The sequence below is a fragment of the Micromonospora sp. NPDC005710 genome, assembly GCF_040630995.1.
GTDB lineage: Bacteria > Actinomycetota > Actinomycetes > Mycobacteriales > Micromonosporaceae > Micromonospora.
Window position 1 is genome coordinate 179951 of the sequence record NZ_JBEXYP010000008.1, and the last position, 24842, is coordinate 204792.

Below are 24842 nucleotides of genomic sequence, written 5' to 3' on the forward strand. Positions count from 1 at the left end.
CCGCCCGGAATCGCGTACCGTTGCCGCTCATGGGTGTGTCGCAACGGTTCAAGAGCAAGTTCCGGCGGTTCCTCCAGCGCCCCGGCTCGACCGTGGATCTTGCTCCGCTGGAGAAACTGCTCCCGGCGATCGAGGCGCGCGAGGCTGACCTCGCCGCGCTCGACGACGCCGAGCTGACCGCGGCCGCGGGCGCCGCCACCGGTTACGAGGAGATCTGCGCCGTCGGCCGCGAGGCCGCCCGCCGTGGCCTCGACCAGCGGCCGTACGACGTGCAGCTGCTCGGCGCGATGTCGCTGCTCTCCGGCAAGGTCGCCGAGATGGCCACCGGTGAGGGCAAGACCCTCACCGCCACGATCGCCGCGTACGGGCACGTCCGGCTCGGCAACGGCCCGGTGCACGTGCTCACCATCAACGACTACCTGGCCCGCCGCGACGCCCAGTGGATGGAGCCGGTCTACACCCTGCTCGGCCTCACCGTCGGCTGGGTCAACGAGGCGTCCAGCCCGCAGGAGCGGCGCGACGCGTACGGCTGCGACGTCACCTACGTCTCGGTCAGCGAGGCGGGCTTCGACTACCTGCGCGACCAGTTGGTCACCGACGTCGAAGACCGGGTGCAGCCCGCGCTGACCACCGCGATCGTCGACGAGGCCGACTCGATCATGATCGACGAGGCTCGGGTGCCGATGGTCCTGGCCGGCGCGGTGCCGGGCGAGCAGGACCCGGTGCACGCCGCCGCCGCGCTCGTCCGTGGCCTGCGCAAGAACAAGCACTACACGGTCGCCGAGGACGGGCGGAGCGTGGCGTTCACCTCGGCCGGCCTGGCCGCCGTCGAGGCCAAGCTCGGCATCGACCTGTACGACGAGGAGCACGTCGAGCAGCTCTCCGCCGTCAACGTGGCCCTGCACGCGCACGCCCTGCTGCACCGCGACGTCGACTACATCGTCCGGGACGGCTCGGTCGAGCTGGTCGACGAGATGCGGGGCCGGGTGGCCCAGCGCCGCCGCTGGCCGGACGGCCTCCAGGCCGCCGTCGAGGCCAAGGAGGGGCTGGACGCCACCGCCGAGGGCGAGGTGCTCGGCACCATCGCCATGCAGGCGTACATCGCGCTCTACCCGAAGGTCTGCGGGATGACCGCCACCGCGGTGCTCGTCGGCGACCAGCTGCGGGAGTTCTTCGGCCTCGAGGTGGCGGTGATCCCACCGAACACCCCGTGCATCCGCGAGGACGAGCCGGACCGCATCTACGCCACCCGGGCGGAGAAGGACGAGGCGCTGATCGACGAGATCCAGCGCTGGCACGCCAAGGGGCGACCGATGCTGATCGGCACCCTGGACGTCAAGGAGTCCGAGGGGCTCGCCGCCGGCCTGAACGCGGCCGGGGTGCCCTGCGTCGTGCTGAACGCCAAGAACGACGACGAAGAGGCCGCGATCATCGCCGAGGCCGGAGCGTACGGCGCGGTGACCGTCTCCACCCAGATGGCCGGCCGGGGCGTCGACATCCGACTCGGCGGCAGCGACCAGGGTGACCAGGAGCGGGTCGCCGAGCTGGGCGGGCTCTACGTGATCGGCAGCGGCCGACACGACAGCCGCCGGGTGGACGACCAGCTGCGCGGTCGGGCCGGTCGGCAGGGCGACCCCGGTGGCTCGGTCTTCCTCGTCAGCCTGGAGGACGACCTCGTCGTCCGGCACGCCTCCGACTCGGTGCCGGCCTCGCCGCGGATGAACGCCGACGGCCTGGTCACCGACGAGCAGGTCGACTACGCGGTCGAGCACGCCCAGCGGGTCGCCGAAGGCGTCAACCACGAGATCCACCGCAACACCTGGCGCTACAGCGTCGTCATCGAGCAGCAGCGCAAGGCCCTCGCCGCGCGCCGGGAGCGGCTGCTCACCAGCGACGTGGCAGCGGTCATGCTGCTGGAGAAGGAGCCCGAGAAGGCCGGCGAGATGGACGAGGACCTCCTCGCCCGTGCCGCCCGGTCGATCGCGCTCTACCACCTGGACCGGCTCTGGGCCGAGCACCTGGCCGAGCTGTCCGAGGTCCGCGAGGGCGTGCACCTGCGCGCGCTGGGCCGGCTCGACCCGCTGGACGAGTTCCACCGCGCGGCGGTGCCGGCGTTCAACAACCTGATCCCGGAGATCGAGGCACGCACCATCGCCACCTTCAACGAGACCGAATTCGATGAGGACTGGCAGCCCGACGACGGCACCCTGGTCCGGCCCACCGCCACCTGGACGTACCTGGTGCACGACAACCCGTTCGGGTCCGAGCTCGACCGTCTGATCGCGTCGATCGGGCGGCGACTCAGCGGCGCCTCGCGCTGACACACCGACCGTCGGGGCCCTGGTCGACGCCTCCGGGCGCGACCGGGGCCCCGATTTACGTCGTTTCGACCGTGGTTCCCCAGGGTATTAGGGCTGGTCGGTCAAGTCGGGAGAGGGCGGACGATGACACAGGTGACGATGCATCCGGGGCAGGCACGCGACCGCACGGGAGCGGCGAACCGGTGAACCTCGACACGCGGGAGACGGTGGTGCCGACCCTCGGCGTCCTGGAAACAGCCGCGCTGTTACGGGAACTGACCGCCGGGCTGATCGCTCTGACCGACTTTGATGAGGCGCTACTGGCCCTGGTCCGGGCCACCCGGGACGCCGTCGCCGGTGTGCGCTGGTGCGGGTTCACCGCCCTGCGCGCCGGCGAGCCGGCCGGGGTCGCCGCCTCGGACGAAGGGCTGGCCGGGCTGGACGACCTGCGACACGGGCCGGACACGCCGGCGATGAGCGCCATCCACCGCCGCGAGATGATCCTCGCCGCCGACCTGGCCGGTGAGCCCCGCTGGCCGGCCTGGACGGCACACGCCCGCGACCTCGGCGTACGCGGCGTGATCTCCGCACCTGTCGACATCGACGACCAGGTGATCGGCGCGATCAACCTGTACGCCGCCGCGCCGGACCTGTTGACCCCGCAACACCAGCTGACCGCCATGCTGCTGGCCGAACACGCCGGCCTGCTGCTCGCCGCCGTCCGCGACCGTGGCCGGCAACTCACCCTGGCCGGTGAACGCGACGCCTCCCTCCTGCACGAAGGCGCGGTGGGCCAGGCGATTGGCGTGATCATGACGCAGCGCGGGTGCCCGCCGGCCGAGGCCCTCGACGTGCTGCGCACCGCCGCCTCGTCGCTGGACATCCCGCTGCGCGAGGTGGCCGAGCGACTGGTCCGAACCGTCTCCCGCCCACGCGACAACTGACCCCGCCCGCGCGCCGGCCGGTTGGGCCGCGCCGTGGCGTGATCACCTCGGGTTCCTGGAAGTCGGGGTGTCCTGAGCCGGCGGAAGCCGCGACTTCCGGAAAATCGGTTCGATCAGCGGTCTGGCCGCACCGCTGGTGGGAGGCGGCGCGGCGGTGCCCGTTCTCCCTGCTACCGGGGACTCGGGCGGTATCGGTTCGCCTCGATCGGCCTTGGGTAGCACTCTGGTCAGGTGAACTGCGCCGACTCCGGGGAGGACCGATGCAGAGCCGGCTACGGGTACAGGGGCATCCGATCCAACCCATGCTCGTGACATTTCCGCTCGGGCTCTTCGTCAGCGCCACCGTCTTCGACCTCACCGACGTGATCGGCGGGCCGGTGTTCCTCGGCGAGGTCGGCTACTGGACGGCCGTCGCCGCCCTCGTCGCCGCCGCGCTGACCGCCGTGGCCGGCATGGTGGACCTGTGGGACGTGCCGGGCGACCACACCCGTCGCACCGCAGTCGCCTTCAACCTGGTGAACGCGGTGATGGCCGCCATGTTCCTGCTCGCCTGTCTGGTCCGGTCACACTCCCCGCAACGCGGCGCGTCGGTCGCGATGCTGGTCACCGAGCTGGTCGCGCTGGCCGTCGGCGGGGTCGGCGTGCACCTGGGCGCCCGGTTGATGCGTCAGTTCGACAGCGGCCGGGCCGAGGCCGGCGGCTTGGACGCGCTCGCCGGCTCCACCGGCGAAATCGCCCGCCCCTGATCCGGCCTGCGGGCCGGGCCTGCTCGGCCTGCGGGCCAGGCCTGCTCGGCCTGCGGGCCGGGCCTCCTCGGCCTGCGCGCCGGGCCTGCTCGACCCGTGAGTCGGGGGCGCGGCCGGCCGGCGTGCCCGGGGTGCGGGGACCGCGTCGATGCTGCTGGTCGGTCTACCATCTGCGGATGACCTCCTCTCTGGACGCGCTCCCGAAGATCGGTGCGCCGGCCACCCGGGCTCTGAACGGGGCTGGCTACACCGCGCTGCGTCAGCTTGCGGGCGTCCCCCGGGGGGACCTGGCCAAGCTGCACGGTATGGGCCCGAAGGCGCTCGACATCATCCAGGCCGCCCTGACAGAGCACGGGCTCGACCTCGGCTGAGACAGACCAGGCCACTCCGGCCGGCAGTAAATTGGGTTGTCGGGCGGATGACCGGGCAGTGATTCTGACCGCCATGACCGTTGAGCGGGACGCCGAGGATCTGATCGCGGAGGCCGTAGCCGCGCCCGTCGATGGTTGGGGTTTCGGCTGGCTGGCCGGTCGGGCCACCGAGGAGCGTCCACCCTGGGGGTACGCCCGGTTGGTCGCCGACCGGATGGCGCATGCGGACGCGGCACTTGACGTGGACACCGGCGGCGGGGAGGTCCTCGCCGAGGTGCCCCGTCCACCGAAGCTGCTGACGGCAACTGAGGCGTGGCCGCCGAACGTGGAGGTCGCCCGGCGTGTCCTGCGTCGGGTCGGCGCGTCGGTGGTGGCGGTCGCGCCGGACGGGCCGCTGCCGTTCCGTGACGCCTCGTTCGATCTGGTGGTCAGTCGGCATCCGGTGCGTACCGACTGGGCGCAGACGGCGCGGGTGCTGCGGCCGGGCGGGACGTTCCTGTCCCAGCAGATCGGGGCCGGCACCATGCGGGAGCTGAGTGAGGCGATCCTCGGGCCGTTGCCGCCGCCGAACCAGCGGCACCCCGAGCATGCGGTGGCCGCCGCCGAAGCCGCTGGCCTGCGGGTGGTCGACCTACGTCGGGCCACGCTGCGGGCGACCTTCTCCGACATCGGCGCGGTGGTCTGGTTCCTGCGCAAGGTGATCTGGACGGTGCCCGGGTTCACTGTCGAGCGCTACCGCGCCCCGCTGCGCGATCTCCACGCCCGGATCACCACCGAGGGCCCGTTCGTCGCCCACGCCCAACGTTTCCTGATCGAGGCCGTCCGCCCGTGACCCGACCTGCGTCGATCTTGCACTTGTGGTGCCCCACAAAAGTCATACACCGGGGTATTTCGACCACCACAACTGCAAGATCGACGGGGCAACGGGTGGGGCACGGGGGTCGGGGCGGGGTGAGGGGCGGGCAGGCTTGGGGGATTCAGTGCTGGTGGGTCTGGTGGTGGGTTGCCAGGACGTCGGCGCCGAAGTCGCTGGCCGGGCGGCGCAGCACTGTGTGGGCGTGGTTGCCGTCCGAGGTGGTGTTGTCGTACTCGATCAGCAGGTCGTCGCCCTGCACCCGGTAGTAGTGCCGCCGCCCGGGGTGGGTCGGGCCGGCCCAGGCGAAGTGCAGCGAGCCGGCGTCCAGCCGGGCCGCCTCCCGGGTGGCCAGCTCGGGCGGCAGGCGGTCGAGGTAGAGGGCGACCACCTGGTCGAGTAGCGCGCGGCCGGTCGGTCCCAGCCGCTGCGCCGGTACGCCGAGAGGCTCCAGCGGCGCGTCGGCCCGCCCGCGGGTGGCGCTGATGATGTCCGCCGGGGCTTCGTCGGCGATGATCGCGGCGGCCCGCTCGGCGGGGCCCAGCGCGTCGAGCAGGGCTCGGGCCAGGTCCTCCTCGACGCCGAGTGGGCGGGAGACGGGCCGGCCGGCGTAGCGGACCGCCGCGGGGTTGGCGCCGAAGAAGATCGGCGCGGGGGAGACCTGTCCGTCCACCACCGTCATGCTTACCGACAGGTGGTGCCCTTCGAGTCGCCAGGCCCACCTGTCGTCGCGCGCGGGGTCGCCGAACACTGCCACCCAGTAGTCGGCGCTGTGCCGCCCGCGTTGCCAGCCCTCGGCCCGGTCCAGCACCTCCTCCAGCGAGATGATCGCCATTGCCTGCGCGTACGCCGAGGGGCTGAGCGCGGTGGCCAGCAGCCGGTGCGCGGCCTTGCGGGCGGCGACGTCGAGCTCGGCGAGGCTGACGCCCGGTCGGGGTCTGGGCCGGTATTCCAGCCAGCGTCGGGCCGCCTCGTCGTCGAACGAGTGCAGGGCGCTCTCGCGGGCGGCGGGGTCGAGAGCGGTCAACAGCGCGGTGCCGGCGGCCCGCATCTGCTCCGGCAGGGGATCTTCCACCGACCCTGTATACCGGCCGACCGTGCCGGTGTCAGCCGGCGCGCAGCAGCTCGGTCATCTCCGGCAGGTCGAAGAAGCGCGCGGTCTCGACGGCCGACGGGTTGCCGTGGGCCGGGTCGGCTCCGGCGGCGAGGAGCGCGCGGACGGCGTCGGTGCTGCTGCGGAAGACCGCAGCGGCCAGCGCGGTCTGACCCCGGTCGTTGGCCCGGGTGTGGTCGGCCCCGCGGCTGAGGAGGGCGGCCACCGTGTCCGGGTGGGAGTGGTACGCGGCGAGGATGAGCAGCGTGTCGCCCTTGTCGTTGGTCAGGTTGACCGGCAGGCCGGCGTCGAGTTGCGCCGCCAGTTCGTCGGCGGCGCCGGCTCGGGCCAGGTCGAACATCCGGTGGGCGAACGCCAGCGTCTCGGCGTCGAGGTCGTCGGTCACCGGTCCAGGATAAGGGCGTGTCTCCCGGATCTTCGCCGGCCTACGACGGACCCAGCCAACGCCGCCGGGCGTCGGCTGGACGTTCGGATGCAACACCGATATCCGGACGTCCAGCCGCCTTGCCGGATTGCCGTCTGGGCCTCGTCTCGGCTCGACGCGATCCGGGAGACATGCCCTGGTCACACCGGCCCTGATAGGTTGCTCGGCCGGCAGTTTGGGGGAGGGGTCCGATGGGCGAGACGGTGTACGTGGGCAACGCGGGTGTCGACGGTGCCACCAACGCCGGTTGGCTGCTCGGGCACTTCGCGCCGCCGGGGGAGGTCCGACACAGCACCGACGTCGAGGTGAAGTGGGGGGTACACCCGCCCGGGCAGGCCCGTTCGCGGTGGGCGACCGGCGAGGTGCGCACCACTCTGCTCGTACTCGTGGAGGGGTGTTTCCGGGTGGAGTTGCCGGACCGGACGGTGCGGCTGGCCGTGCCGGGCGACTACGTGGTGTGGGCCCGTGGGGTGGACCACTCCTGGTTCGCCGAGCGCGCGTCGGTGGTGTTGACGGTGCGCTGGCCGTCGGTGCCGGGCTACCGGGTGGACCCGCCGATGGTCCGCTGACCGACCCGTTCGGCTGACCTGTGTCCCACCAGACGGAATTACCTACTAAACCTATAGGCTTTGCCGTCTAGAGTACGAGGGCACCCCGCCGAACGACCCGCGAGGAACCGCCATGACGCACCACCGCCCGGAGCCCGACCTGCTCACCGTCGCCGCCAGGTGGGCCGACCCGGCCGGCTGGCCGGTCGCGCTGCGCTTCGACCCCGCCGAGCGCTGGTACGCCCGCCTCGCCGTCAGCGACGAGCACGAGGTGTGGGCGCTGAGCTGGCTGCCCGGGCAGGGCACCGACCTGCACGACCACGGCGGCTCCTCCGGGGCGTTCCGGGTGGTGAGCGGCGCGCTCACCGAGGAGACGGTGAGCGCCGGCCGACTACGCCCTCGACTGCTGTCCGCCGGCGCCGGCCGCCACTTCGGGCCCCGGCACGTGCACCAGGTGACCAACCGGGGCGTCGACCCGGCGGTCAGCGTGCACGTCTACCGCCCGGCACTGCTGCGGATGACCCGCTACCACCTGTCGGACGGGCGGCTGCGGATCGCCGAGGTCGCCGAGGCCGGCCGGTCCTGGTGAACGCGCGCCACCAGATTCCCCCTGTCAGTGGAAGGAACCGAGAATGCAGATAACCGCCGAGCACTGTCCCGCCCCCGTGCCGCCGCCGGGCTCCCGGGGCATCGACGAGATCCTGGCCGCCGCGCGGGCCCGACTGCGCCGGCTGGACCCGGAGCGGGCCCACCTGGCGTACCGGACCGGGGCGCTGCTCGTCGACATCCGCCCGGCCGCGCAGCGGGCCGCGCACGGCGTGGTGCCGGGCTCGCTCATCGTCGAACGCAACGTGCTGGAGTGGCGCTTCGACCCTCGCTGCCCGGCCCGGCTGCCGCAGGCCGTCGACTACGACGTGCCGGTGATGATCCTCTGCCAGGAGGGCTACACCTCGTCGCTGGCCGCCGCCGCCCTGCAGGACGTCGGTCTGCACCGGGCCACCGATGTGGTCGGTGGGTTCGCGGCCTGGCGGATCGCCGGTTTGCCGGCCCTCGGCCCGACCCCTCTGCACCATTCCTCTCCCCTCGCGTCCCCGGTCAACGCCGGGTGGGCGCGCCACTGACCGCCACGCCGCACCCGGCGTGGCGGCCGCACCGCCATTCAGGAGGCACCATGTCCGTCGTCGCCATCCCCACCCGCCGCCACCCGGGAGTGCGCCCGGCCCGCCCGCGCACCAGCCCGACCCTGACGATCACTCTCGATCTCGCCCCCGGGCCGCTGAGCCCTCGGTTGGCCCGGCTGGTGCAGTTGCTCGGCGAGCTGGCCGAGTCGGGTGAGGGGCAACTGCGTGCCGTGGAGGACGCCACGTCGGGGCCACGCCCGGCCCTGCGCCCCGCCGTCGCCGAGCCGCCCGCCGCGACGGACCACGTCCGCATCCTGGCCGGCTCGCGGATCGTCCGCCAGGGCGACCGGGTCGTCGCCCTGACCCGCATCGAGTACGAGTTGCTGCTGTTCCTGGCCGAGCGTCCCCGCCGGGTCTTCACGCGTCTGCAACTGCTCTCCAGCGTCTGGGGCTACGAGCACGCGGTGGCCCGGACGGTGGACGTGCACGTCCGTCGGCTGCGCGCCAAGCTGGCCGGCTCGGAGGTGGTGACCACTGTCTACGGCGTCGGGTACCGGCTGGCCGACGAGGCACCGATAAGCGTGGATCACAGCAGCTGAGCAGTGGTCCGGAGGCGACGTGACAGGCCCGTTGAACCGGTCGGGGACCCCCGTATCGGGGCATCTCGACGACTCTGCTGTAATCATCAGGCCTCGTACGCAGAGCGAGCATCCGGCTCCGATGCGTTCGTCAATTGTCACATTCATGCAACGCAGCCGCCTCTTGACCCTCGCCCAGGCGCCGGGAAACATCGATGAAGCGGCGTCCCGGGCCGTGGGGAGATACCCGGACCAGCCCAAGGAGGACCATGTCGGTCAGCCCCGCCTCGTCGCGCGCCGGATGGCATACGTCCCAACCCGCGGTGCCCGGTCGACCTCCGGGTGGCCAGCGTCGCCCGGCGAACACCGCCGCGCCCGTGCTCACCGTGACGCTGTCCATCCCGCTGGCCTGTGAGGAGTCGCTGACCCCGGCGGCACGTCGCCTGCTGGAGGCCGCTCGCGAGATGCTGGAGCGGGGCGAAGGGGTGATCATCGGCTCGGTCCCGGCCGAACGCCGCCCCGACCAGGCGCCCGCCAGCCGGTCGCCGGCCCGCCCGATCAGCCCGACCATTCCCGCCCTGCACATCCTCGCCTCGTCGCGCTCGGTGCTGCGCGACGAGGAGCCGCTGCCGCTGACCAGGCTGGAGTTCGATCTTCTGCTGCACCTGGTCGCCCACCCGCGCCGGGTGTTCACCCGGCTGCAACTGCTCAACGCCGTCTGGGGCTACGAACACGCCGGCGTACGCACCGTCGACGTGCACGTCCGTCGCCTCCGCGGCAAGGTCGGGGTGGACGTCCCGCTCGTCACCACCGTCTACGGCGTGGGCTACCGGCTGGCCGACGACGCCCGGGTCACCGTCGACCGCAGCGGCTGACCGACGGCGCCGACGCGGCCCGCGCGGGGCAGGATGGGTCAGGTGCGCATCCGCCCCATCTCGCCCGACCTGCTCGTCACCGAGCTGACCGGCCGGCTGTCCGACGCGGCGACCCGCGTCGCGGGCGCCGCCGCCGGGCCGGCGCGACTGCGGGTGGCGGTGGACGGCGCCCCCGCCGCCGGCACCGACGACCTGGCCGCGGCGCTCGTCGACCCGCTGCGCGCCCAGGGCCACCCGGTGCTGCACGTCCGCGCCACCGACTTCCTCCGGCCCGCGTCGCTGCGCTTCGAGTTGGGGCGCACCAACCCGGACTCCTTCTACGAGGCCTGGGTCGACGAGGCCGGGCTGCGCCGGGAGGTGCTCGACCCGGCCGGCCCGGGTGGCACCGGCCGGCTGCTCCCGTCGCTGTGGGACGCCGACGCCGACCGGGCCAGCCGGGCCCGCTACGTCGACCTGGCACCCGGCGGAGTCGTCCTGGTCAGTGGCCCGTTGCTGCTCGGCGGCGCGCTGCCCTTCGACGTGACGGTCCACCTGGAGCTGTCCCCGGCGGCGCTGCGCCGGCGGACCGTACCCGCCCAGCAGTGGGCGCTGCCCGCCTTCGACAGGTACGCCGAGGAAGTCGTCCCGGCGAGCTTCGCCGACGTGGTGGTACGCGCCGACGACCCCCGCCGACCGGCGCTCGTGGAGCCCGGTGGAGAAGCCGGATAACACCGGAAAATCTCTCGGTTTGCACAGCTGATCCGGCGGGTACTCGCCCGGCTCACAGAGCGCGGGTGACCGCCCGCGTACCGAACGCGACAGTGACCGGGGCCCCGCGCCGCCGGCACCCGGTACACAGTGAGCCACAGGCCCAGGAAAGGCAGGCAGCGATGCTCGTCGACGACACGGTCGGTACGACCCGGTCCCAGACGGAGATCGACCAGATCCGGCAGTCGCTCCAGGCGCGCTACGACGAGCTGACCGCGGAGTACGACCAGGCACTGGTGCAGAGCCAGGTGCTGCGGCTGGTGGAGGTCGGCGACACCGCTGGCGACGACCAGGCCGACAGTGGCACCAAGACGGCCGAACGGGACACCGCCCAGTCGCTGCTGCGCACCATCCTCGACCGTCGGGCCCAGTACGAGCACGCCCTCGGCCGGCTCGAAGAGGGCACCTACGGTTGGTGCGAGGGCTGCTCGGCCGCCATCCCGGTGGAGCGACTGGAAATCTTCCCGTCCGCCACCACCTGTGTGACCTGCAAGCAGACCCGTGAACGGCGGGCGGCCTGAGCCACCTTAGCGGTTGCCGGTCGGTCCGCGACACGATGGACTTCCACAATGGGTGACATCCTCGTGGGCACCGCGTCCTGGACCGACCGCACGCTGCTCGACTCGGGGTGGTACCCGCAGACCGCTGACACGCCGGAGAAGCGGCTGGCCTACTACGCCAGACAGTTTCCCCTCGTCGAGGTGGACGCGACCTACTACGCACCGCCCGCCGAGGCGACCGCGCGGCTGTGGGCCGACCGCACCCCCGCCGGCTTCACCTTCAACATCAAGGCGTTCAGCCTGCTCACCGGGCACCCCACCCGGGTGAACGCGCTCTACAAGGACCTGCGCCCGGAGACCGACAAGAAGAACGTCTACCCCGACGACCTGCCCGCGCAGTCGTACGAGGAGGTGTGGACGCGCTTCCTGTCCGCGCTCGACCCGCTGGTCGAGGCCGACAAGCTGGGCGCACTGCTGTTCCAGTTCCCGCCCTGGTTCACCATCAAGCGGGCCAACAAGCAGTACCTGCTGGAGGTGGCGAAGCGCTGCGCGCCGCTGCGCCCGGTCTACGAGTTCCGGCACGCCTCCTGGTTCGACGGCGACAACGCCGACGAAACGCTCACCTTCCTGCGCGAACACCACCTGCCGTACGTCTGCGTGGACATGCCGCAGGGTCACCGCTCGTCGCTGCCCCCGGTGCTGGCCGCCACCGCGGACCTCGCGGTCGTGCGGTTCCACGGGCACAGCGACAAGTGGACGAGCAAGGACATCCACGAGAAGTTCGGCTACGACTACTCCAAGCGGGAGTTGGCCGACTGGGCCCCGAAGCTGCGCGAACTGGCCGACCAGGCCGGCCAGACCCACGTCCTCATGAACAACTGCTACCGCGACTACGCGCAGACGAACGCGAAGACCCTCGCGGGTCTCCTCCAGACCGACTGACCTCACCCGATCCGGGTGGGGCCGCCTCACCCACCCGGCGGGCAGTGTGGACGCGGTGGGTACGGCCGTCCGTCGACGGCCGACGCCGGAGACGACACGGAGGTGACGGGGATGACGGTTCGAGTGGTGACGGATCGACGGCGTGGTGCCGTCCTGCACGTGGTCGGCACTGCCGACAACGCCCGGCGCGCCCCGCAGGGCAGCCCGGTGCGGGCCCGCCGTGGCCCGGTGGGGCCGCCGCGCCGCGCCGACGACCGACGGTGGGACACCACCGAACGGGGGTCGACCGATGGCTGACGCGATGATCTCAGCGTTCGAGTCCTCGCTGGACAAGACGAACCTCATTCTCAAGGACATCGAGAACGCCTACGGCTGGCCGAAGGAACGGCGCAACCAGTCGTACGCGGCCCTGCGCACTGTGCTGCACCTGCTGCGCGACCGGCTGCCGGTGGACGAGAGCGTGGAGTTCGCCCAGCAGTTGCCGGTGCTGGTGCGGGGCATCTACTTCGACGGCTGGGTGCCGTCCGACGTGCCGATCAAGCTCAACCGTGACGACTTCCTCTACGAGGTCCGGCAGGGCTTCCCGTACGAGTCGGAGGGCGGCGCGGAGCGGATCACCCAGGTGGTGCTGGACACCCTGCGCCGGCACGTCACCCAGGGCGAGTGGCAGGACGTGAAGGAGACCATGCCCAAGGACCTCGCCACGCTGATGCCGTGACGGCCTGATTCCGTGAGCCCGCCCGAGCCACTCGGGCGGGCTCAGTCGTTGGCGGCCCCGGCGGCGCACGGCACCCGGGACACCGGGTGCCCGGCCCCACGGGCCAGCGCGGCGAAAGCGACGGCGCCCACCACCACATCCTGGCACTCTCCGCCGCCGCTCGCGAACTGCCCGTGTCGCCCCGGTTCGGCGTCTACGGTGAGGGTTAGAGAAGATCGCGCGTGGGGTACCACCCGCAGCATGACGGACCCCGGCGTACGGCGGGGCGGCACACCCGAGGGAGTACCGATGGCACTCAACGATGACGACATGCAGACCACCGGCGGCGGCGGCGCGGAGGGTCCTGCCGACGGCGGCGCGACCCCCGGTCAGCACGACGGTGGCGCCGATGGTGGCGCGGAAGGCCCCGCCGACGGTGGTGCCACTCCCGGTCAGCACGACGGTGGCGCTGACGGCGGCGCGGAAGGCCCCGCCGACGGTGGTGCCACTCCCGGTCAGCACGACGGTGGCGCCGATGGTGGCGCGGAAGGCCCCGCCGACGGTGGCGCCACCCCGGGCCAGCAGGACGGTGGCGCTGACGGCAGCGCCCGGTAGCGGCACACCATGACGTACCTCGACCCGCCGGGCGGCCACCACGGCCGCCCGGCGGTTGCGTCCCCCGAGGCCGTCGCGGCACTGGCCCGCTGCGTCTCGGTCGAACCGGCGAAGTTCGCCGCCGCGCACTGGGGGCACACGCCGCTGCTGTCCCGCGCCGCCGAACTACCCGACCCGGCCGGCTTCACCGACCTGCTCAGCCCCGCCGACGCCGACGAGTTGCTGAGCCGGCGTGGTCTGCGTACCCCCTTCCTGCGCGTCGCCAAGGACGGCCAGTTGGTCGCCGCAGCGCGTTGGACCGGCGGCGGCGGCGCCGGCGCCGAGATCGGCGACCAGGTCCTCGACGAGCGGGTCCTGGAGCAGTACGCCTCCGGGGCCACACTGGTGTTGCAGGGCCTGCACCGGATCTGGCCGCCGCTCGTCGACTTCGCCCGTGACCTGGGCCTCGCGCTCAACCAGCCACTGCAGATCAACGCCTACCTGACCCCGGCCGGCAGCCAGGGCTTCGCCACCCACTACGACACGCACGACGTGTTCGTGCTCCAGGTCGACGGCCGCAAGCACTGGCGGATCCACCCGCCGGTGCTGCCCGACCCCCTGGAGAAGCAGCAGTGGGGTGGCCGCGCTGACGAGGTCGGTGCCACCGCCCGGGGCGCGGCCGCGCTGGACGTCGTGCTCGCTCCCGGTGACGCCCTCTACCTGCCTCGGGGGTGGCTGCACAGCGCGCAGGCGCAGGACACCAGCTCACTGCACCTGACAGTGGGTATCCGCGCGCTCACCCGTTACGCCCTGGTGGAGGAGTTGCTGGCGCTGGCCGCCGAGGACCAGCGGCTGCGGGCGAGCCTGCCGTTCGGCACCGACGTCGCCGACCCGGACGCCATCGAGCCGGAGCTGACCGAGACCGTGGAGGCGTTGCGGGACTGGCTGCTGCGCGCCGACCCGCAGGCGGTCGCCGCGCGACTGCGGCAGCGCGCCTGGCCGGCGGCCCGCCCGGCGCCGATCCGACCACTCGCCCAGGCCGACGCGTTGGCCACCCTGAACGCCGACTCCCTCGTCACACTGCGGTCCGGCCTGCGCTGGCAGGTGGTGCCGCACGACGCGGACACTGTGGCGCTGCGGCTCTTCGACCGCACCATCACCCTGCCGGTGAGTTGCGAACCGGCCGCCCGGGCCCTGCTCAGCGGCGCGGTCACCCGCGTCGGTGACCTGCCCGGCCTGCCCGACGACGCCGACCGGGTCACGCTGGCCCGCCGACTGCTCCGCGAGGCCGTCGTGGTCCCGGCCTGAGACCGGCTCGGCCTGATCGGCGGGTAGCGGCTGATCTGCCGGCCGGTGATGATCGACTCGGTCGTCAGGAAGTCGCGGTGTCCGGGCGGCCGGGACAGCGCGACTTCCTGGAAACCGAGTCGATCACGCCGCCAGCGTCGGCGGGATCGCCGCCCCTCGACGGCCCACCGCGCCCGACGGCCCACCGCCCCTCGACGGCCCACCGCGCCCGGCGGCCCACCGCCCTCGACGGCCCACCGCGCCCGACGGCCCACCGCGCCCGACGGCCCGTCGCGTCCTGAGGTCAGCGGCCGAGGGCCAGCAGCAGCACCGTGGTCAGCAGACCCGCGCCGAGCACCACAGTGATCGGCCGCGGCCCGAGGACCGCGTGCCGGCGGTCGGCGAGCACCCGGGCCGGCACCAGACCGACCAGGGGCCCGAGCAGGGTCACCACCAGCGCCAGCACCGGCAGACCGACCGCCAGGTCGCCGCCGTACCCGACGCCCAGCGCGCGGGCACCGGCGCCCAGCGCGTACGCCACCGCACCGCCGGCCACCCCGCAGAGCGCCAGCAGCGGGTTGACCGAGCCCGGCAGCTCACCCGGTTGTCCGGCCCGGTCGAGCAGGTCCCGGGCCTTGGCGAGGAGCAGGACGGGGTCGGTGGCCCCGACCCCGTTCGCCGGGGCGGGCGGGCCGCCGAGGCGGCGGGCACCGAGGCGTGAGCGGACCTGTTGCCACAGGTGCGCCACCTCGGCGTCGACTCGTTCCTGCTGCTCACGGGCGGCGTTCAGTTCTTCCTCGGCGTTCTCGAGCTGTGCGGCCGCGTCGGTGACGGCCCGCTCGGCGGCGGCGCACTGCCGCTCGTGCCAGGTGTGCGCCTCGGCGCGCTGCTCCCGCACCCGCGCGGTCACCTCGGCCAGTCGCCGCAGCTGCGCCGCGTACGTTTCGCTGGTCACCGGTTCGTTCATCGTGTCGGTCCATACGGGATGATCACCTGTCCGGTGCGGTGGACCGCCCGGTCGAAGAAAAGCCCTCGCCAGGGGCGGGGGTACCAGTCCGGGCCACCGGTGCCCGGGTAGAGGGATGAGCCCAGCTCGCCGCCGTGTGCGTCGAGGGCCACCCAGGCGCCGATCTGGTCGGTGCGGGCGGCCGGCCCACCAAGGTCGGCCCGCATCCGGGCGACGCCCCGCCACCAGGCCAGCACGTGGGTGCGTCGTTCCGGCCCGTCGTGCATGATCCGGCGCAGCTGCTCCAGGCCGGTACGCCGACCCACCCGGGCGGCCAGCGCACCCGCTGCCGCGTCGACGGCGAAGAGCAGCAGGTAGTGCGGGCTCGCCGGGGCGCTGAGCCCGTCGGCCGCCTCGGTCATCAGCTCGGCGACGGTTTCCTCGTCGTACCAGGCGGCGTCGTCGGCCAGGTCCTCGTAGAGGGCGCGGGCGATCGGGTCGGCATCCGGGTCGAGGCAGGCGATGGAGAACCGGGCGGTGCCCGGCGGGTGCTGACGGGCCAGTGACCGGGCCGCCGCGTCCAGCACCGCGCACGCCTCGTCGACGCGGGTGCCGAGCACCGCGAGGTTGCGGCCCGGGGCGCGCGGCAACCGCAGCGCCGCCGAGCGGGACTGCACGTCGATGATCTCGCCGAGCAGCGCCACCGGGTTGCGGGGTGCGGACCCGTCCGCGGGGACGGTGAGCGCCCGGAAGTCCGGGGCGTCCGCCAGTCGGGGGATCGCGTCGCCGTCGAAGAGCCGGGCGGGTGCCGCGTCGGGCGCGCGCATCCGCCACAGCCGGTGCTGCAACCCGCTCCACGTCTCCCAGTCGCTGGCCGACGGGATGCGGGCGACCTCGTTGCCCTCCACCATGCCCGACTCGGCGTTGACGACCGCGTGCCAGCGCGGCAGCGACTGCGCGGCGTCGTTGCGCTCGGCGAGGATCCGCAGCGCCTTGGGCAACGCGATGCGCAGGGTGAACTGGGCGACCAGCGCGGGCCGGCCCCACAGTGCCTCGATGCCCCGCACGTCCTGCGAGGCCAGGACCAGGTGGATGCCCTGGGAGCGGCCACGGCGGGCCAGGTCCTCCAGCAGGTCCGCCGCCTCCCGGGCGACCACGTCCCGCCCGGCCAGCAGCATCTGGAACTCGTCCACCACCGCGACGATCCGCGGCCAGTGCCCGGTCGGGTCGACCGCCCGCAGCTCGGCCAGCTTGGTCACCTCGTGCTTCTTGGCCGCGTCGGCACGGCGGCGCAGCTCCTCGGCGAGGAAGCGCAGCAGGGCCAGCCCGAACTCCCGGTCGGTGTTGACGTTGATGCCGACCAGGCGCATGTGCGGCAGCCAGCTCGGGTCGCGCCGGCCCTGCGCGAACCGCGCGAAGGAGACCCCCTCCTTGAAGTCCAGCAGGTAGAACTCCAGCTCGGCGGGGGAGTAGCGGGCCGCCATGGCACCGATCCACGCGAAGATCAGGTTGGTCTTGCCGGTGCCGGACGGCCCGCCGATCAGCGCGTGCGGTGGGTAGTCGCCGAGCGTCAACCGCACCGGCCGGCCCTGCGGACCCTCACCGATCGGCGCGGTCAGCCCGTCGGCGGAGTCCTCCCGCCACATCAGCTCGGGCGGGGGCAGCAGGTCGGTGAAGGGGGTCGGCGGCGGGCCCGCGTTCACCCGGGCGGCGACGTCCCGGCAGGTCTCGGTGACCAGCACGGCCGGCGGCGGCGGGTCCAGCCGGATCGGCAGGCCGGAGGCCCCACCGATCCGCGCGCCGGACACCCCGGCCACCACCCGGGTCACCGTCGGATCCTCCGGCAACGGCACACCGTGCACCACCAGGTGTACGCCGCAGGCCGCGCCGGCCCGCACCACCCGGTCCAGTTGCCCGCGCTCGTGACGGTTCAGATCCTCACCACCGAGCAGCACCGCCACCCGCCACGGTTCGGGCCGTCGGCCGGTCGCCGCCGCCAGTTCCCGCAGCGACGCGAACTCGCCGGCGAGGACCGTCTCGTTGATCCGGCGGATCTGCTCCACCAGGTCGTCCAGCAGCGGACCCAGCCCGCCCGGGCCGACGAAGGTGAGCAGCCCCGCCGTGCCCAGCGGGGCGAACCCGGCCAGGCCGCCGCCGAGCTGATCCGGGTCGTACCCGATCAGTCGTACCGCCCCGGGGTCGGCGCGGCCGACGGCCCGCAGCAGCAACGCGGAGACCACCGCGTCGCAGCCGGTGCGGTCGTCGCCGGAGAGGTGGACGTGCCCGGCGTCGAGCAGCGGTACCAGCGCGGGCACCGGGTCGACACCGTCGATCCGGACCGTGCCGAGCCGCAGCGCGCCGGGCGGCTCGGCCCGGCGGGCGGGCGTCGGCGCCCACCCGGCCCAGTCGGCTCCCGCGCAGCCGGGTGCTTCCTGGCGGGCCGCGTCGGCGGCCCGCCGGGCCAGCTCCGCGATCCGGGTGGAGTAGCGGGCGTCGATCTCGGCGATGCGACGGTCCCGTTGGGCGCCCACCCGCTCCGGTACGGCGGCCGCCGCCCGCTGGACCCGGGCCAGTCGTTCCCGCCCGGCGGTCAGGTCGGCCTGGGCTGCCGACAGGCGGGTACGGGTGGCGCCGAGCGCCTCGGCGAGGGTGTCCCGGATGCGGCTGGCCAGTTGACCGCGCCGGTCAGCCATCGGAGCCCCGACGTGTCGGCGCGTCCCGCCAGGGGCTGCCCGTGCGTGCCGGCGGCAGCCCACCGGGGCGTGTCGTCGGCCCGTCCGGGCGCGGCAGCCCACCCGAGCGCTGCGCGGCGGGGGTGCCCGGCCGGGGCACTGCACCGCCGCCGCGGGGAACAGAGCCCGCTGGCCGCCCGTCCCGCGGCGGCGGCCCCGCGTCGCCTCGCTGCCCCGCGCCCGCCGGTTCTTTCTTGCCCGCCGCTTCGTTCGCGCCGCCGCCCGGCACGTCCCGGCCGAGGCGGGCGAGCAGCAGCGCGGTAGCGACCCCGGCGGTCACCGCGGAGTCGGCGGCGTGCGGTGGCTCCCCGGAGGTGCGCGGCGGCGGCATCCGACACACCCGGGTCAGCAACGTCTCCAGTACCGGTGGCGGCAACCCGGGCAGCAGGTCGCGGACCCGTCCGTCCAACTCGCCGCGCAGCCGCCCGAGGTCGGTGGCGCGCGGCGGGTGCCCGAGCAGCTCGCCGGCCAGCTCGCGCAGCAGCGGTGGCGCCAGCGCCGCCAGGCCCAACCCCACGTCGGCCGGGGCCCGGCGCAGCTCCTTGCGGAGCCGGTCCCGGTCGCCGGAGCGGACACCACCGGCGACCCGGCGCAGCAACTCCTGGGTGTCGTCCACCCGCTCGTCGGGTTCGTCGTCGGTGCCCTCGCGCCCGCCGGTCAGCTCGGCCACCCGCACCGACCACCAGCGGCGCATCCGCACCTGTTCGGCAGGCTCGGGGGTGACGGCGGTGACCCCGGACGCCGGTGGCGTGTCGTGGCGGGGGGCGCGTTGCTCGGGGCGGGGGGCCGGGGTGCCGTCCGCGCCGAGCCCGATCGCCGTCAGGTACGCCGACAGTTGTTCCTGCGCCACCCGCAGCGCGTAGCCGGCGCTCTCGGCGTGCTCGGTGGCGGCGGAGAGTTCCGGCACCCCCATCGGGTTGGCCGACTCCTGCCGTACCCAGCGCAGCCGCTCCGCGGCCAGGCCGAACTTCTCCAGCGCCTGCCCGAGCAGGGCCACCGGGAAATCCTCGGTGGCGGCGCGGACCTGCCCGCCGACATCCTCGATGATGGACATGGCGGCCTACAGGGTGGAGACGTAGAGCTGCGCCTGCTCCACCGCGACAAGTGTCGCGGCGAGACATTCCTCCAGCTCCTGGCTGGCCTGGGTCAGCGACGCCTGGGCCGCCTCCACCGTCTCGTGTCCGCTGCCCTCCAGGGCCCCGGCCAGGGTCTGCTGCGCCTCGGACAGTTTCTCGCCGGCCGCCTGCACGGCTGTCTGCCCGTCCCCGATCTGTTGGAGGGCGACATCGATGGCAGCCTTCAGCTCGGCGACGCTCGCCACGGCGGAACCTCCTGGGGGCGGGGAGATCTCCATTAGAGCCTATCGGCGGTCCCGAAAGAACATCCGCCCTGTCGGTGTTCCTGCCCGCCTGTCCGGAAGGCCCTCGGAAGTGCCGGGAGTCCGATCTGTGGGAGTCCCAGTGCGAGAACTTCTCAGTTGTTGGTCGGCTCCTCGCGGAGCCAGCGAGGCCCGTACACCTCGGCGCCCAGCGCCGTCACGCGCCCGCGCAACTCCCGGTCGGCGGTGACCACCAGCCGCCGCCGACGCGGCGCGCCCTCCACCAGCTCGACCACGGTGTCGTCACCGGAACCGGCGGCGGAGACCACCCGGACGCCCTCGGTGCCCGGCACGTCCCGGGCGGCCCCCTCGACGACCAGGACCACCTCCACCGGGGCGGGCAGGCGGGCCGGCAACCCGACGCTCGCGACCGGGGCGAGCGAGTCGCGCAACCGGGCCGCGGCTCCGGCGCGGTCACGCCACCACCCGTTCGGGCGCGAGCCCACCACGTTGGCGCCATCCACGATCAGCAGCGGGGTCTCATCCATCCCGTCAGCCTGCCACCATCGGCCGGCCCGGACCCGACGCCACACCCGGAAGGCCGGTGCTCCGCCATCTGCGGCGTTTGTCGGCGCGCGCGCCGGGTAGCCCCTGCCGACCGTGCCGAGCCCTACCGCGGAGGACAGACATGATGGGACCCGGTGACATCGGCTCCGACCCGTGGGACGAATTCCTGGCCAGGTACTTCGGCCGGGGCGAGGGAGGACGCCGACCGCCGCACCGGGTCGACATCACCCGTCTGATGACCGCCGACGCCCGGGAGATGCTCGCCGACGCGGCCCGGCGGGCCGCCCAACGACAGAGCAGCGACCTGGACACCGACCACCTGCTCTGGGCGGCGCTGCAACGCGAACCGCTGCGAGACCTGGTACGCCGGGCCGGTGCCGATCCGGACACCCTGCTCAACGCCCTCGGCGGCAAGGGCGACGGCGCGCCGCGCGGGGAGGTGCCGCCCAACCTGTCGTTGACCCCCGCCGCCAAGCGGGCGCTGCTCGACGCCCACCAACTGTCCCGGGCGATGGGCGCCAACTACATCGGCCCCGAGCACATCCTGATGGCGCTGCCGCTCAACCCGGAGTCCCCGGCCGGCCGGATGCTGGCCGCCGGCCGGATCCAACCCGAGTCGTTGCAGGCCGCCAACGCCGAACGCGGGCCGATGACCGGGCCGAAGCCGGACCGCGGCACCCCCACCCTCGACCAGTACGGGCAGGACCTCACCGAGCTGGCGCGGATGGACCAGATCGACCCGGTGGTCGGACGGGCCGACGAGATCGAGCAGGCCATCGAGATCCTGTCCCGGCGTACCAAGAACAACCCGGTGCTGATCGGCGAGGCCGGCGTCGGCAAGACCGCCATCGTCGAGGGGCTGGCCGAGCGGATCTGTGACGGTGACGTGCCGCAGACCCTGCTCGGCAAGCGGGTCGTCCAACTCGACCTGGCCGGTCTGGTCGCCGGCACCCGGTACCGGGGCGACTTCGAGGAGCGGCTGAAAAAGGTGATCGACGAGATCCGGGCGCACCGGGACGAGCTGATCATCTTCATGGACGAGATCCACACGCTGGTCGGGGCCGGTGGCGCCGGCAGCGAGGGCGGGATGGACGCGTCCAACATGCTCAAACCCGCCCTTGCCCGGGGTGAGCTGCGGGTGATCGGCGCGACGACTCTCGACGAGTACCGCAAGAGCATCGAGAAGGACGCCGCCCTCGCCCGGCGCTTCCAGCCGGTGCTGGTGCCCGAACCCAGCGTCGACGACACGATCGCCATCCTGCGCGGGCTGCGCGACAGGTACGAGGCGCACCACCAGGTGCGCTTCTCCGACGAGGCGCTCGTGTCGGCAGCGGAGCTGTCCGACCGGTACGTCACCGACCGGTTCCTGCCGGACAAGGCCATCGACCTCATCGACCAGGCCGGCGCCCGGGTGCGGTTGCGGACCCGCACCCCGGCGTCCGACGTACGCGAGCTGGAGCAGGAACTCGACGAGGTACGCCGGGACAAGGAACAGGCAGTCACCGACGAGCAGTACGAGCGGGCCTCCGCGCTGCGGGACCGGATCTCCGAGTTGGAGGAGGACATCCGGCGCGCGAACGGCGAGGACGGCTCGTCCACCTCGCAGGTGCCCGAGGTGGGCCCCAAGGAGATCGCCGAGGTGGTATCCCGGGCCACCGGAATCCCGGTCAGCCAGCTGACCGAGGAGGAACGGGACCGGCTGCTGCGCCTGGAGGGTCACCTGCACCAGAAGGTGGTCGGCCAGGACGACGCGGTCACCGCTGTCGCCGAGGCGGTGCGTCGCTCCCGGGCCGGGCTCGCCGACCCGGAGCGGCCGATGGGCAGCTTCCTGTTCCTCGGCCCGACAGGTGTCGGCAAGACCGAGTTGGCGCGGGCCCTCGCCGAGGCGTTGTTCGGTGAGGCGGACCGGATGGTCCGGGTGGACATGAGCGAGTTCCAGGAGCGACACACCGTCAGTCGGCTGGTCGGTGCCCCGCCCGGGTACGTCGGCTACGAGGAGGCCGGCCAGCTCACCGAGGCGGTGCGTCGCCGCCCGTACGCGGTGGTGCTGCTCGACGAGATCGAGAAGGCCCACCCGGACGTGTTCAACATCCTGCTCCAGGTGCTCGACGACGGGCGGCTCACCGACAGCCAGGGTCGCACCGTGAACTTCAAGAACACCGTCCTGATCATGACGAGCAACCTCGGCTCCGAGCTGATCACCGGCGCCCAGCGCTCGGTCGGCTTCGGCACCGGGGACGTGGGCAGCGAGCAGGAGAGCAACGAGCTGCGCGAACGGTTGATGCGCCGCCTGCAGGAGAACTTCCGCCCGGAATTTCTCAACCGCATCGACGAGGTCATCATCTTCCGCCGGCTCGAGGCCGAACAGCTGCGCGACATCACCGCGCTGCTGCTGGAGGAGACCCGCCGCCGCATGCACGCCCAGGACCTCCAGGTGGAGTTCACCACCGCCGGCATCGACTGGCTCGCCGAGCACGGCTACCAGCCGGAGTTCGGCGCCCGCCCGCTACGCCGGGTGATCCAGCGGGAGGTCGACAACCACCTGTCCCGAATGCTGTTGGAGTCGGCGATCTCGCCGGGGCAGAAGGTCACAGTCGACGTCCGCGACGGCGCGCTCACCTTCGACGTGACCGCCGGTGAGCGGGGGTACACCGCCGCCACGACCACCCACCCGCGATGAGCGGGTCGGCGCGAACCGACGACCACGAGGACCCGCACCAGCCCGCGGAAACCCGGGACGAGGACGAGCATCCCGACCCGATCCCGGCGTCGCCCACCGCGAACCCCCGCCGCACGAGGGTGCCCGCGGAGGGCCTGCATCCGAAGACCGACCAGGACGACCCGGAGACGTCCGGGCCGCCGCCCGGAGAGGAGACCTGATGGTACGCGAAACGCGGCTCGACCCCGAGGTGGAAGTGCTCTGGGAGGACTTCCACGCCGAGGTCAACGTCCCGTCGGAGCAGCTGCGGACCTGGCTGCTGACGCGGGGTTCGGGGGAGGAGTCGTTCAGCCCGAACCCGAACCTCGACCTGCCCCAGCCCGGCCGGGAGATCCTCAAGGTGCTCAACAAGCGCAAGGTGGACCTCACCCCGGAGGACATCGAGGTGATGCGGGAGGCGGTCGAGCGGATTCGTGAGCTGATGGACGCCAAGCCCTCGCGCGGCAACGCCGACGACAGTTGGCGGCACTCCCTGCTCGACCTGGGGCATGACCCGCTCGTCGAACGCTGAGCGAGGCCACCCGCGACGGTGCCGTCCCGAACCCGGGACGGCACCGTCGCGGTGCGCTACTGGCCCTGGTCGGGCTCCAGACTGGCGATGGTCAGGCCGGCCGCGTCGGCGGCGGCGTCCCGGTCAGCGCGGGTCTGGTCCTCCCGGGTGAGCAGGTTCGCGTACTCGGTCACGTCGGCCGGGTCGGGCACCGTCGGCAGCCGGCGCAGGAACGCCTCCACCGCACGGGTGGCGGCGGTGTGCGCGGCAGCCGCCTGGCGCAGCAGTTCGCGGTCGTCGGCGGGCGGGTAGAGGTCGGTCATGTCCGCCAGATACCCGGCCCACGGCGGTTCGCACCGCCAGCGGCCGGGAATACCCGCCGCTCAGCCCGGTCGGACCCCGGTGGGCTGCCGGACACCGAACCCCGGGTTGCGGGGCAGCCAGGCCAGGTACGCCGGGTGCGGCGCCAACGAGTCGACGTACGCCGCCTTGGCCGTCGCCAGCACCAGCTCCGCGCCCTGCGCGGCGGGGGAGTCCGGATGCCAGCCGAGCAGCAGCCGCCAGCGCAGCGGCGTCCCGGCGAGCTGACGGGTGACCAGACCACTCACCGGGCGGAACGTCGCCTGGCACAGGGCCACCGCCACGCCCGCCTCCACCAGGTCGACGCAGCCGCGGATGTCGGTCTCGTACACCTTGCGGGGGGTGAACCCGGCGCGGGCGCAGGCGGCGGCGAAGCAGTCGGCGAAGCAGCCGTCGCCGGGCGCGGCCACCCACTGCTCGTGGCGCAGGTCCGCCAGGCGCACCTCGTCCTGGGCGGCGAGGGGATGGGTCTCCGGCAACAGCACCAGCACCGGGTCGACGGCGACCTCCTGCCAGCTCAACCCGAACCCGGCCGACGGGCTGGCGTCGCCGCACACCCCGGCCAGCGCGAAGTCCAGCCGACCGCCGGCCACCAACTGCGCCAACTCGTCCACCGACCAGGACGCGTACGTGGTGATCTGGGCGGGCGGCTGCTCGGCCGCCAGCCGGTGCACCAGCCGCCCCAGGATCGGGCTGTTCACCCCACCGAAGCGGTAGCACGGCGGGGTGTCGCCCGCCCCGGCCAGCCGGGCGGCCTCGTCCTGCAACCCCTTCATGGCTGGCAGCAGCACCCGGGCGCGGGCCAGCACCAGCTCACCGAGCGCGGTGGGCCGGGCCCCGCGCCGGTCCCGGTCGAACAGCGGGCCGCCAAGCGTCCGCTCGATGCGTTGGAGCTGGGCGGTGAGCGCAGGCTGGGCCAGGCCGAGCGCCGAGGCCGCCTTCGTCACACTTCCCGTCTCCGCGATCGCGCAGACCACCCGCAGGTGACGCAGCTCCAGGTTCATAGGGTGACGGTAGGACTACCGGTCTGCTGGCGGAATAGCCCAAGCGGATCGGTGATAATGAATGC

Annotated in this window: 29 protein-coding genes; 20 read left to right on the forward strand and 9 right to left on the reverse strand. The window is 73.3% G+C overall.

Translation table 11 applies throughout. The annotated features are described in order from the left end of the window. The first annotated feature begins 29 nt into the window (after positions 1-29). The 5 genes from secA2 to ABZ406_RS13700 all read left to right on the forward strand — a co-directional run bounded on the left by secA2 (position 30) and on the right by ABZ406_RS13700 (position 5193). Positions 30-2321 (forward strand): accessory Sec system translocase SecA2, encoded by a 2292-nt coding sequence (gene secA2, locus ABZ406_RS13680; protein WP_357760198.1) that lies wholly within the window; start codon positions 30-32, stop codon positions 2319-2321. 182 nt (positions 2322-2503) lie between these two features. Further along, on the forward strand, positions 2504-3244 hold the full coding sequence (locus ABZ406_RS13685) for a GAF and ANTAR domain-containing protein (RefSeq protein WP_357760200.1): 741 nt from the start codon (positions 2504-2506) through the stop codon (positions 3242-3244). A gap of 260 nt (positions 3245-3504) precedes the next feature. Further along, positions 3505-3990: a DUF2231 domain-containing protein gene (locus tag ABZ406_RS13690; RefSeq protein ID WP_357760203.1), complete on the forward strand. Its 486-nt coding sequence runs from the start codon at positions 3505-3507 to the stop codon at positions 3988-3990. 176 nt (positions 3991-4166) lie between these two features. Then, entirely contained in the window at positions 4167-4361 is a 195-nt protein-coding gene (locus tag ABZ406_RS13695; protein ID WP_357760206.1) for a DNA-binding protein, read from the forward strand. A 73-nt stretch (positions 4362-4434) separates the two neighbouring features. Next, positions 4435-5193: a class I SAM-dependent methyltransferase gene (locus ABZ406_RS13700; RefSeq protein WP_357760208.1), complete on the forward strand. Its 759-nt coding sequence runs from the start codon at positions 4435-4437 to the stop codon at positions 5191-5193. 145 nt (positions 5194-5338) lie between these two features. Here the strand turns inward: ABZ406_RS13700 and ABZ406_RS13705 are convergent, their stop codons facing one another. Beyond that, entirely contained in the window at positions 5339-6289 is a 951-nt protein-coding gene (locus ABZ406_RS13705) for a DUF3500 domain-containing protein (protein WP_357760211.1), read from the reverse strand. A gap of 31 nt (positions 6290-6320) precedes the next feature. Next, positions 6321-6713 (reverse strand): ankyrin repeat domain-containing protein, encoded by a 393-nt coding sequence (locus ABZ406_RS13710; RefSeq protein ID WP_357760214.1) that lies wholly within the window; start codon positions 6711-6713, stop codon positions 6321-6323. A gap of 230 nt (positions 6714-6943) precedes the next feature. Here ABZ406_RS13710 and ABZ406_RS13715 point away from each other — a divergent pair, with 230 nt between their 5' ends. The 12 genes from ABZ406_RS13715 (at position 6944) to ABZ406_RS13770 (ending at position 14662) form a co-directional block, all read left to right on the forward strand. Further along, positions 6944-7321, forward strand: a complete 378-nt coding sequence (locus ABZ406_RS13715; protein ID WP_357760217.1) for a signal peptidase I — start codon at positions 6944-6946, stop codon at positions 7319-7321. Between the two features lie 112 nt (positions 7322-7433). Further along, positions 7434-7889 carry a cysteine dioxygenase family protein gene (locus ABZ406_RS13720; RefSeq protein WP_357760220.1) on the forward strand — a complete coding sequence of 152 codons (456 nt, stop codon included), beginning with the start codon at positions 7434-7436 and terminating at the stop codon, positions 7887-7889. Positions 7890-7932: 43 nt separating this feature from the next. Then, entirely contained in the window at positions 7933-8421 is a 489-nt protein-coding gene (locus ABZ406_RS13725) for a rhodanese-like domain-containing protein (RefSeq protein ID WP_357760223.1), read from the forward strand. 50 nt (positions 8422-8471) lie between these two features. Beyond that, positions 8472-9020, forward strand: a complete 549-nt coding sequence (locus ABZ406_RS13730) for a winged helix-turn-helix domain-containing protein (RefSeq protein ID WP_357760226.1) — start codon at positions 8472-8474, stop codon at positions 9018-9020. A 248-nt stretch (positions 9021-9268) separates the two neighbouring features. Beyond that, positions 9269-9874: a winged helix-turn-helix domain-containing protein gene (locus tag ABZ406_RS13735; RefSeq protein ID WP_357760228.1), complete on the forward strand. Its 606-nt coding sequence runs from the start codon at positions 9269-9271 to the stop codon at positions 9872-9874. Between the two features lie 42 nt (positions 9875-9916). Further along, positions 9917-10582 carry a uridine kinase gene (locus ABZ406_RS13740; RefSeq protein ID WP_357760231.1) on the forward strand — a complete coding sequence of 222 codons (666 nt, stop codon included), beginning with the start codon at positions 9917-9919 and terminating at the stop codon, positions 10580-10582. A 161-nt stretch (positions 10583-10743) separates the two neighbouring features. Continuing rightward, a complete protein-coding gene (locus ABZ406_RS13745) occupies positions 10744-11142 on the forward strand; it encodes a TraR/DksA C4-type zinc finger protein (protein WP_357760234.1) in 399 nt (132 codons plus the stop codon). Between the two features lie 48 nt (positions 11143-11190). Then, positions 11191-12063: a DUF72 domain-containing protein gene (locus ABZ406_RS13750; protein ID WP_357760236.1), complete on the forward strand. Its 873-nt coding sequence runs from the start codon at positions 11191-11193 to the stop codon at positions 12061-12063. Between the two features lie 111 nt (positions 12064-12174). Further along, positions 12175-12360: a hypothetical protein gene (locus tag ABZ406_RS13755; protein ID WP_112676583.1), complete on the forward strand. Its 186-nt coding sequence runs from the start codon at positions 12175-12177 to the stop codon at positions 12358-12360. Continuing rightward, the gene (locus ABZ406_RS13760) at positions 12353-12781 is read left to right on the forward strand and encodes a DUF2267 domain-containing protein (RefSeq protein WP_357760239.1); all 429 of its coding nucleotides are present in this window, start codon (positions 12353-12355) and stop codon (positions 12779-12781) included. The genes ABZ406_RS13755 and ABZ406_RS13760 overlap by 8 nt, the downstream gene beginning before the upstream one ends. 288 nt (positions 12782-13069) lie before the next feature. Further along, positions 13070-13375, forward strand: coding sequence for a hypothetical protein (locus ABZ406_RS13765; protein WP_238672152.1), 306 nt, complete (start codon positions 13070-13072; stop codon positions 13373-13375). Positions 13376-13384: 9 nt separating this feature from the next. Next, positions 13385-14662 carry a cupin domain-containing protein gene (locus tag ABZ406_RS13770; RefSeq protein WP_357760242.1) on the forward strand — a complete coding sequence of 426 codons (1278 nt, stop codon included), beginning with the start codon at positions 13385-13387 and terminating at the stop codon, positions 14660-14662. 283 nt (positions 14663-14945) lie between these two features. Here ABZ406_RS13770 and ABZ406_RS13775 read toward each other — a convergent pair whose 3' ends face one another. The 5 genes from ABZ406_RS13775 to ABZ406_RS13795 all read right to left on the reverse strand — a co-directional run bounded on the left by ABZ406_RS13775 (position 14946) and on the right by ABZ406_RS13795 (position 20185). Then, the gene (locus ABZ406_RS13775; protein ID WP_357760244.1) at positions 14946-15608 is read right to left on the reverse strand and encodes a hypothetical protein; all 663 of its coding nucleotides are present in this window, start codon (positions 15606-15608) and stop codon (positions 14946-14948) included. Beyond that, complete coding sequence (locus ABZ406_RS13780) at positions 15605-18280, reverse strand: FtsK/SpoIIIE domain-containing protein (protein ID WP_357760247.1); 2676 nt, start codon at positions 18278-18280, stop codon at positions 15605-15607. Before ABZ406_RS13780 ends, ABZ406_RS13775 begins: the two co-directional genes overlap by 4 nt. Continuing rightward, a complete protein-coding gene (locus tag ABZ406_RS13785) occupies positions 18273-19373 on the reverse strand; it encodes a hypothetical protein (protein WP_357760249.1) in 1101 nt (366 codons plus the stop codon). Before ABZ406_RS13785 ends, ABZ406_RS13780 begins: the two co-directional genes overlap by 8 nt. A gap of 6 nt (positions 19374-19379) precedes the next feature. Next, a complete protein-coding gene (locus ABZ406_RS13790; protein WP_030332749.1) occupies positions 19380-19640 on the reverse strand; it encodes a hypothetical protein in 261 nt (86 codons plus the stop codon). A gap of 152 nt (positions 19641-19792) precedes the next feature. Next, the gene (locus ABZ406_RS13795) at positions 19793-20185 is read right to left on the reverse strand and encodes a hypothetical protein (RefSeq protein WP_357760252.1); all 393 of its coding nucleotides are present in this window, start codon (positions 20183-20185) and stop codon (positions 19793-19795) included. 140 nt (positions 20186-20325) lie between these two features. On the opposite strand from ABZ406_RS13795, the gene ABZ406_RS13800 reads away from it, so the two are divergent. Genes ABZ406_RS13800 through ABZ406_RS13810 form a run of 3 tightly spaced genes read left to right on the forward strand, consistent with a single transcriptional unit; the run spans position 20326 to position 23434 of the window. Then, positions 20326-22884: an ATP-dependent Clp protease ATP-binding subunit gene (locus ABZ406_RS13800; protein WP_357760255.1), complete on the forward strand. Its 2559-nt coding sequence runs from the start codon at positions 20326-20328 to the stop codon at positions 22882-22884. Further along, on the forward strand, positions 22881-23084 hold the full coding sequence (locus tag ABZ406_RS13805) for a hypothetical protein (RefSeq protein WP_357760258.1): 204 nt from the start codon (positions 22881-22883) through the stop codon (positions 23082-23084). Before ABZ406_RS13800 ends, ABZ406_RS13805 begins: the two co-directional genes overlap by 4 nt. After that, positions 23084-23434 carry a DUF3140 domain-containing protein gene (locus ABZ406_RS13810; protein WP_357760261.1) on the forward strand — a complete coding sequence of 117 codons (351 nt, stop codon included), beginning with the start codon at positions 23084-23086 and terminating at the stop codon, positions 23432-23434. Before ABZ406_RS13805 ends, ABZ406_RS13810 begins: the two co-directional genes overlap by 1 nt. A gap of 56 nt (positions 23435-23490) precedes the next feature. Here the strand turns inward: ABZ406_RS13810 and ABZ406_RS13815 are convergent, their stop codons facing one another. Beyond that, positions 23491-23736: a hypothetical protein gene (locus tag ABZ406_RS13815; RefSeq protein ID WP_357760264.1), complete on the reverse strand. Its 246-nt coding sequence runs from the start codon at positions 23734-23736 to the stop codon at positions 23491-23493. A 60-nt stretch (positions 23737-23796) separates the two neighbouring features. Next, complete coding sequence (locus ABZ406_RS13820; protein WP_357760267.1) at positions 23797-24777, reverse strand: LysR family transcriptional regulator; 981 nt, start codon at positions 24775-24777, stop codon at positions 23797-23799. Between the last annotated feature and the right edge of the window lie 65 nt (positions 24778-24842).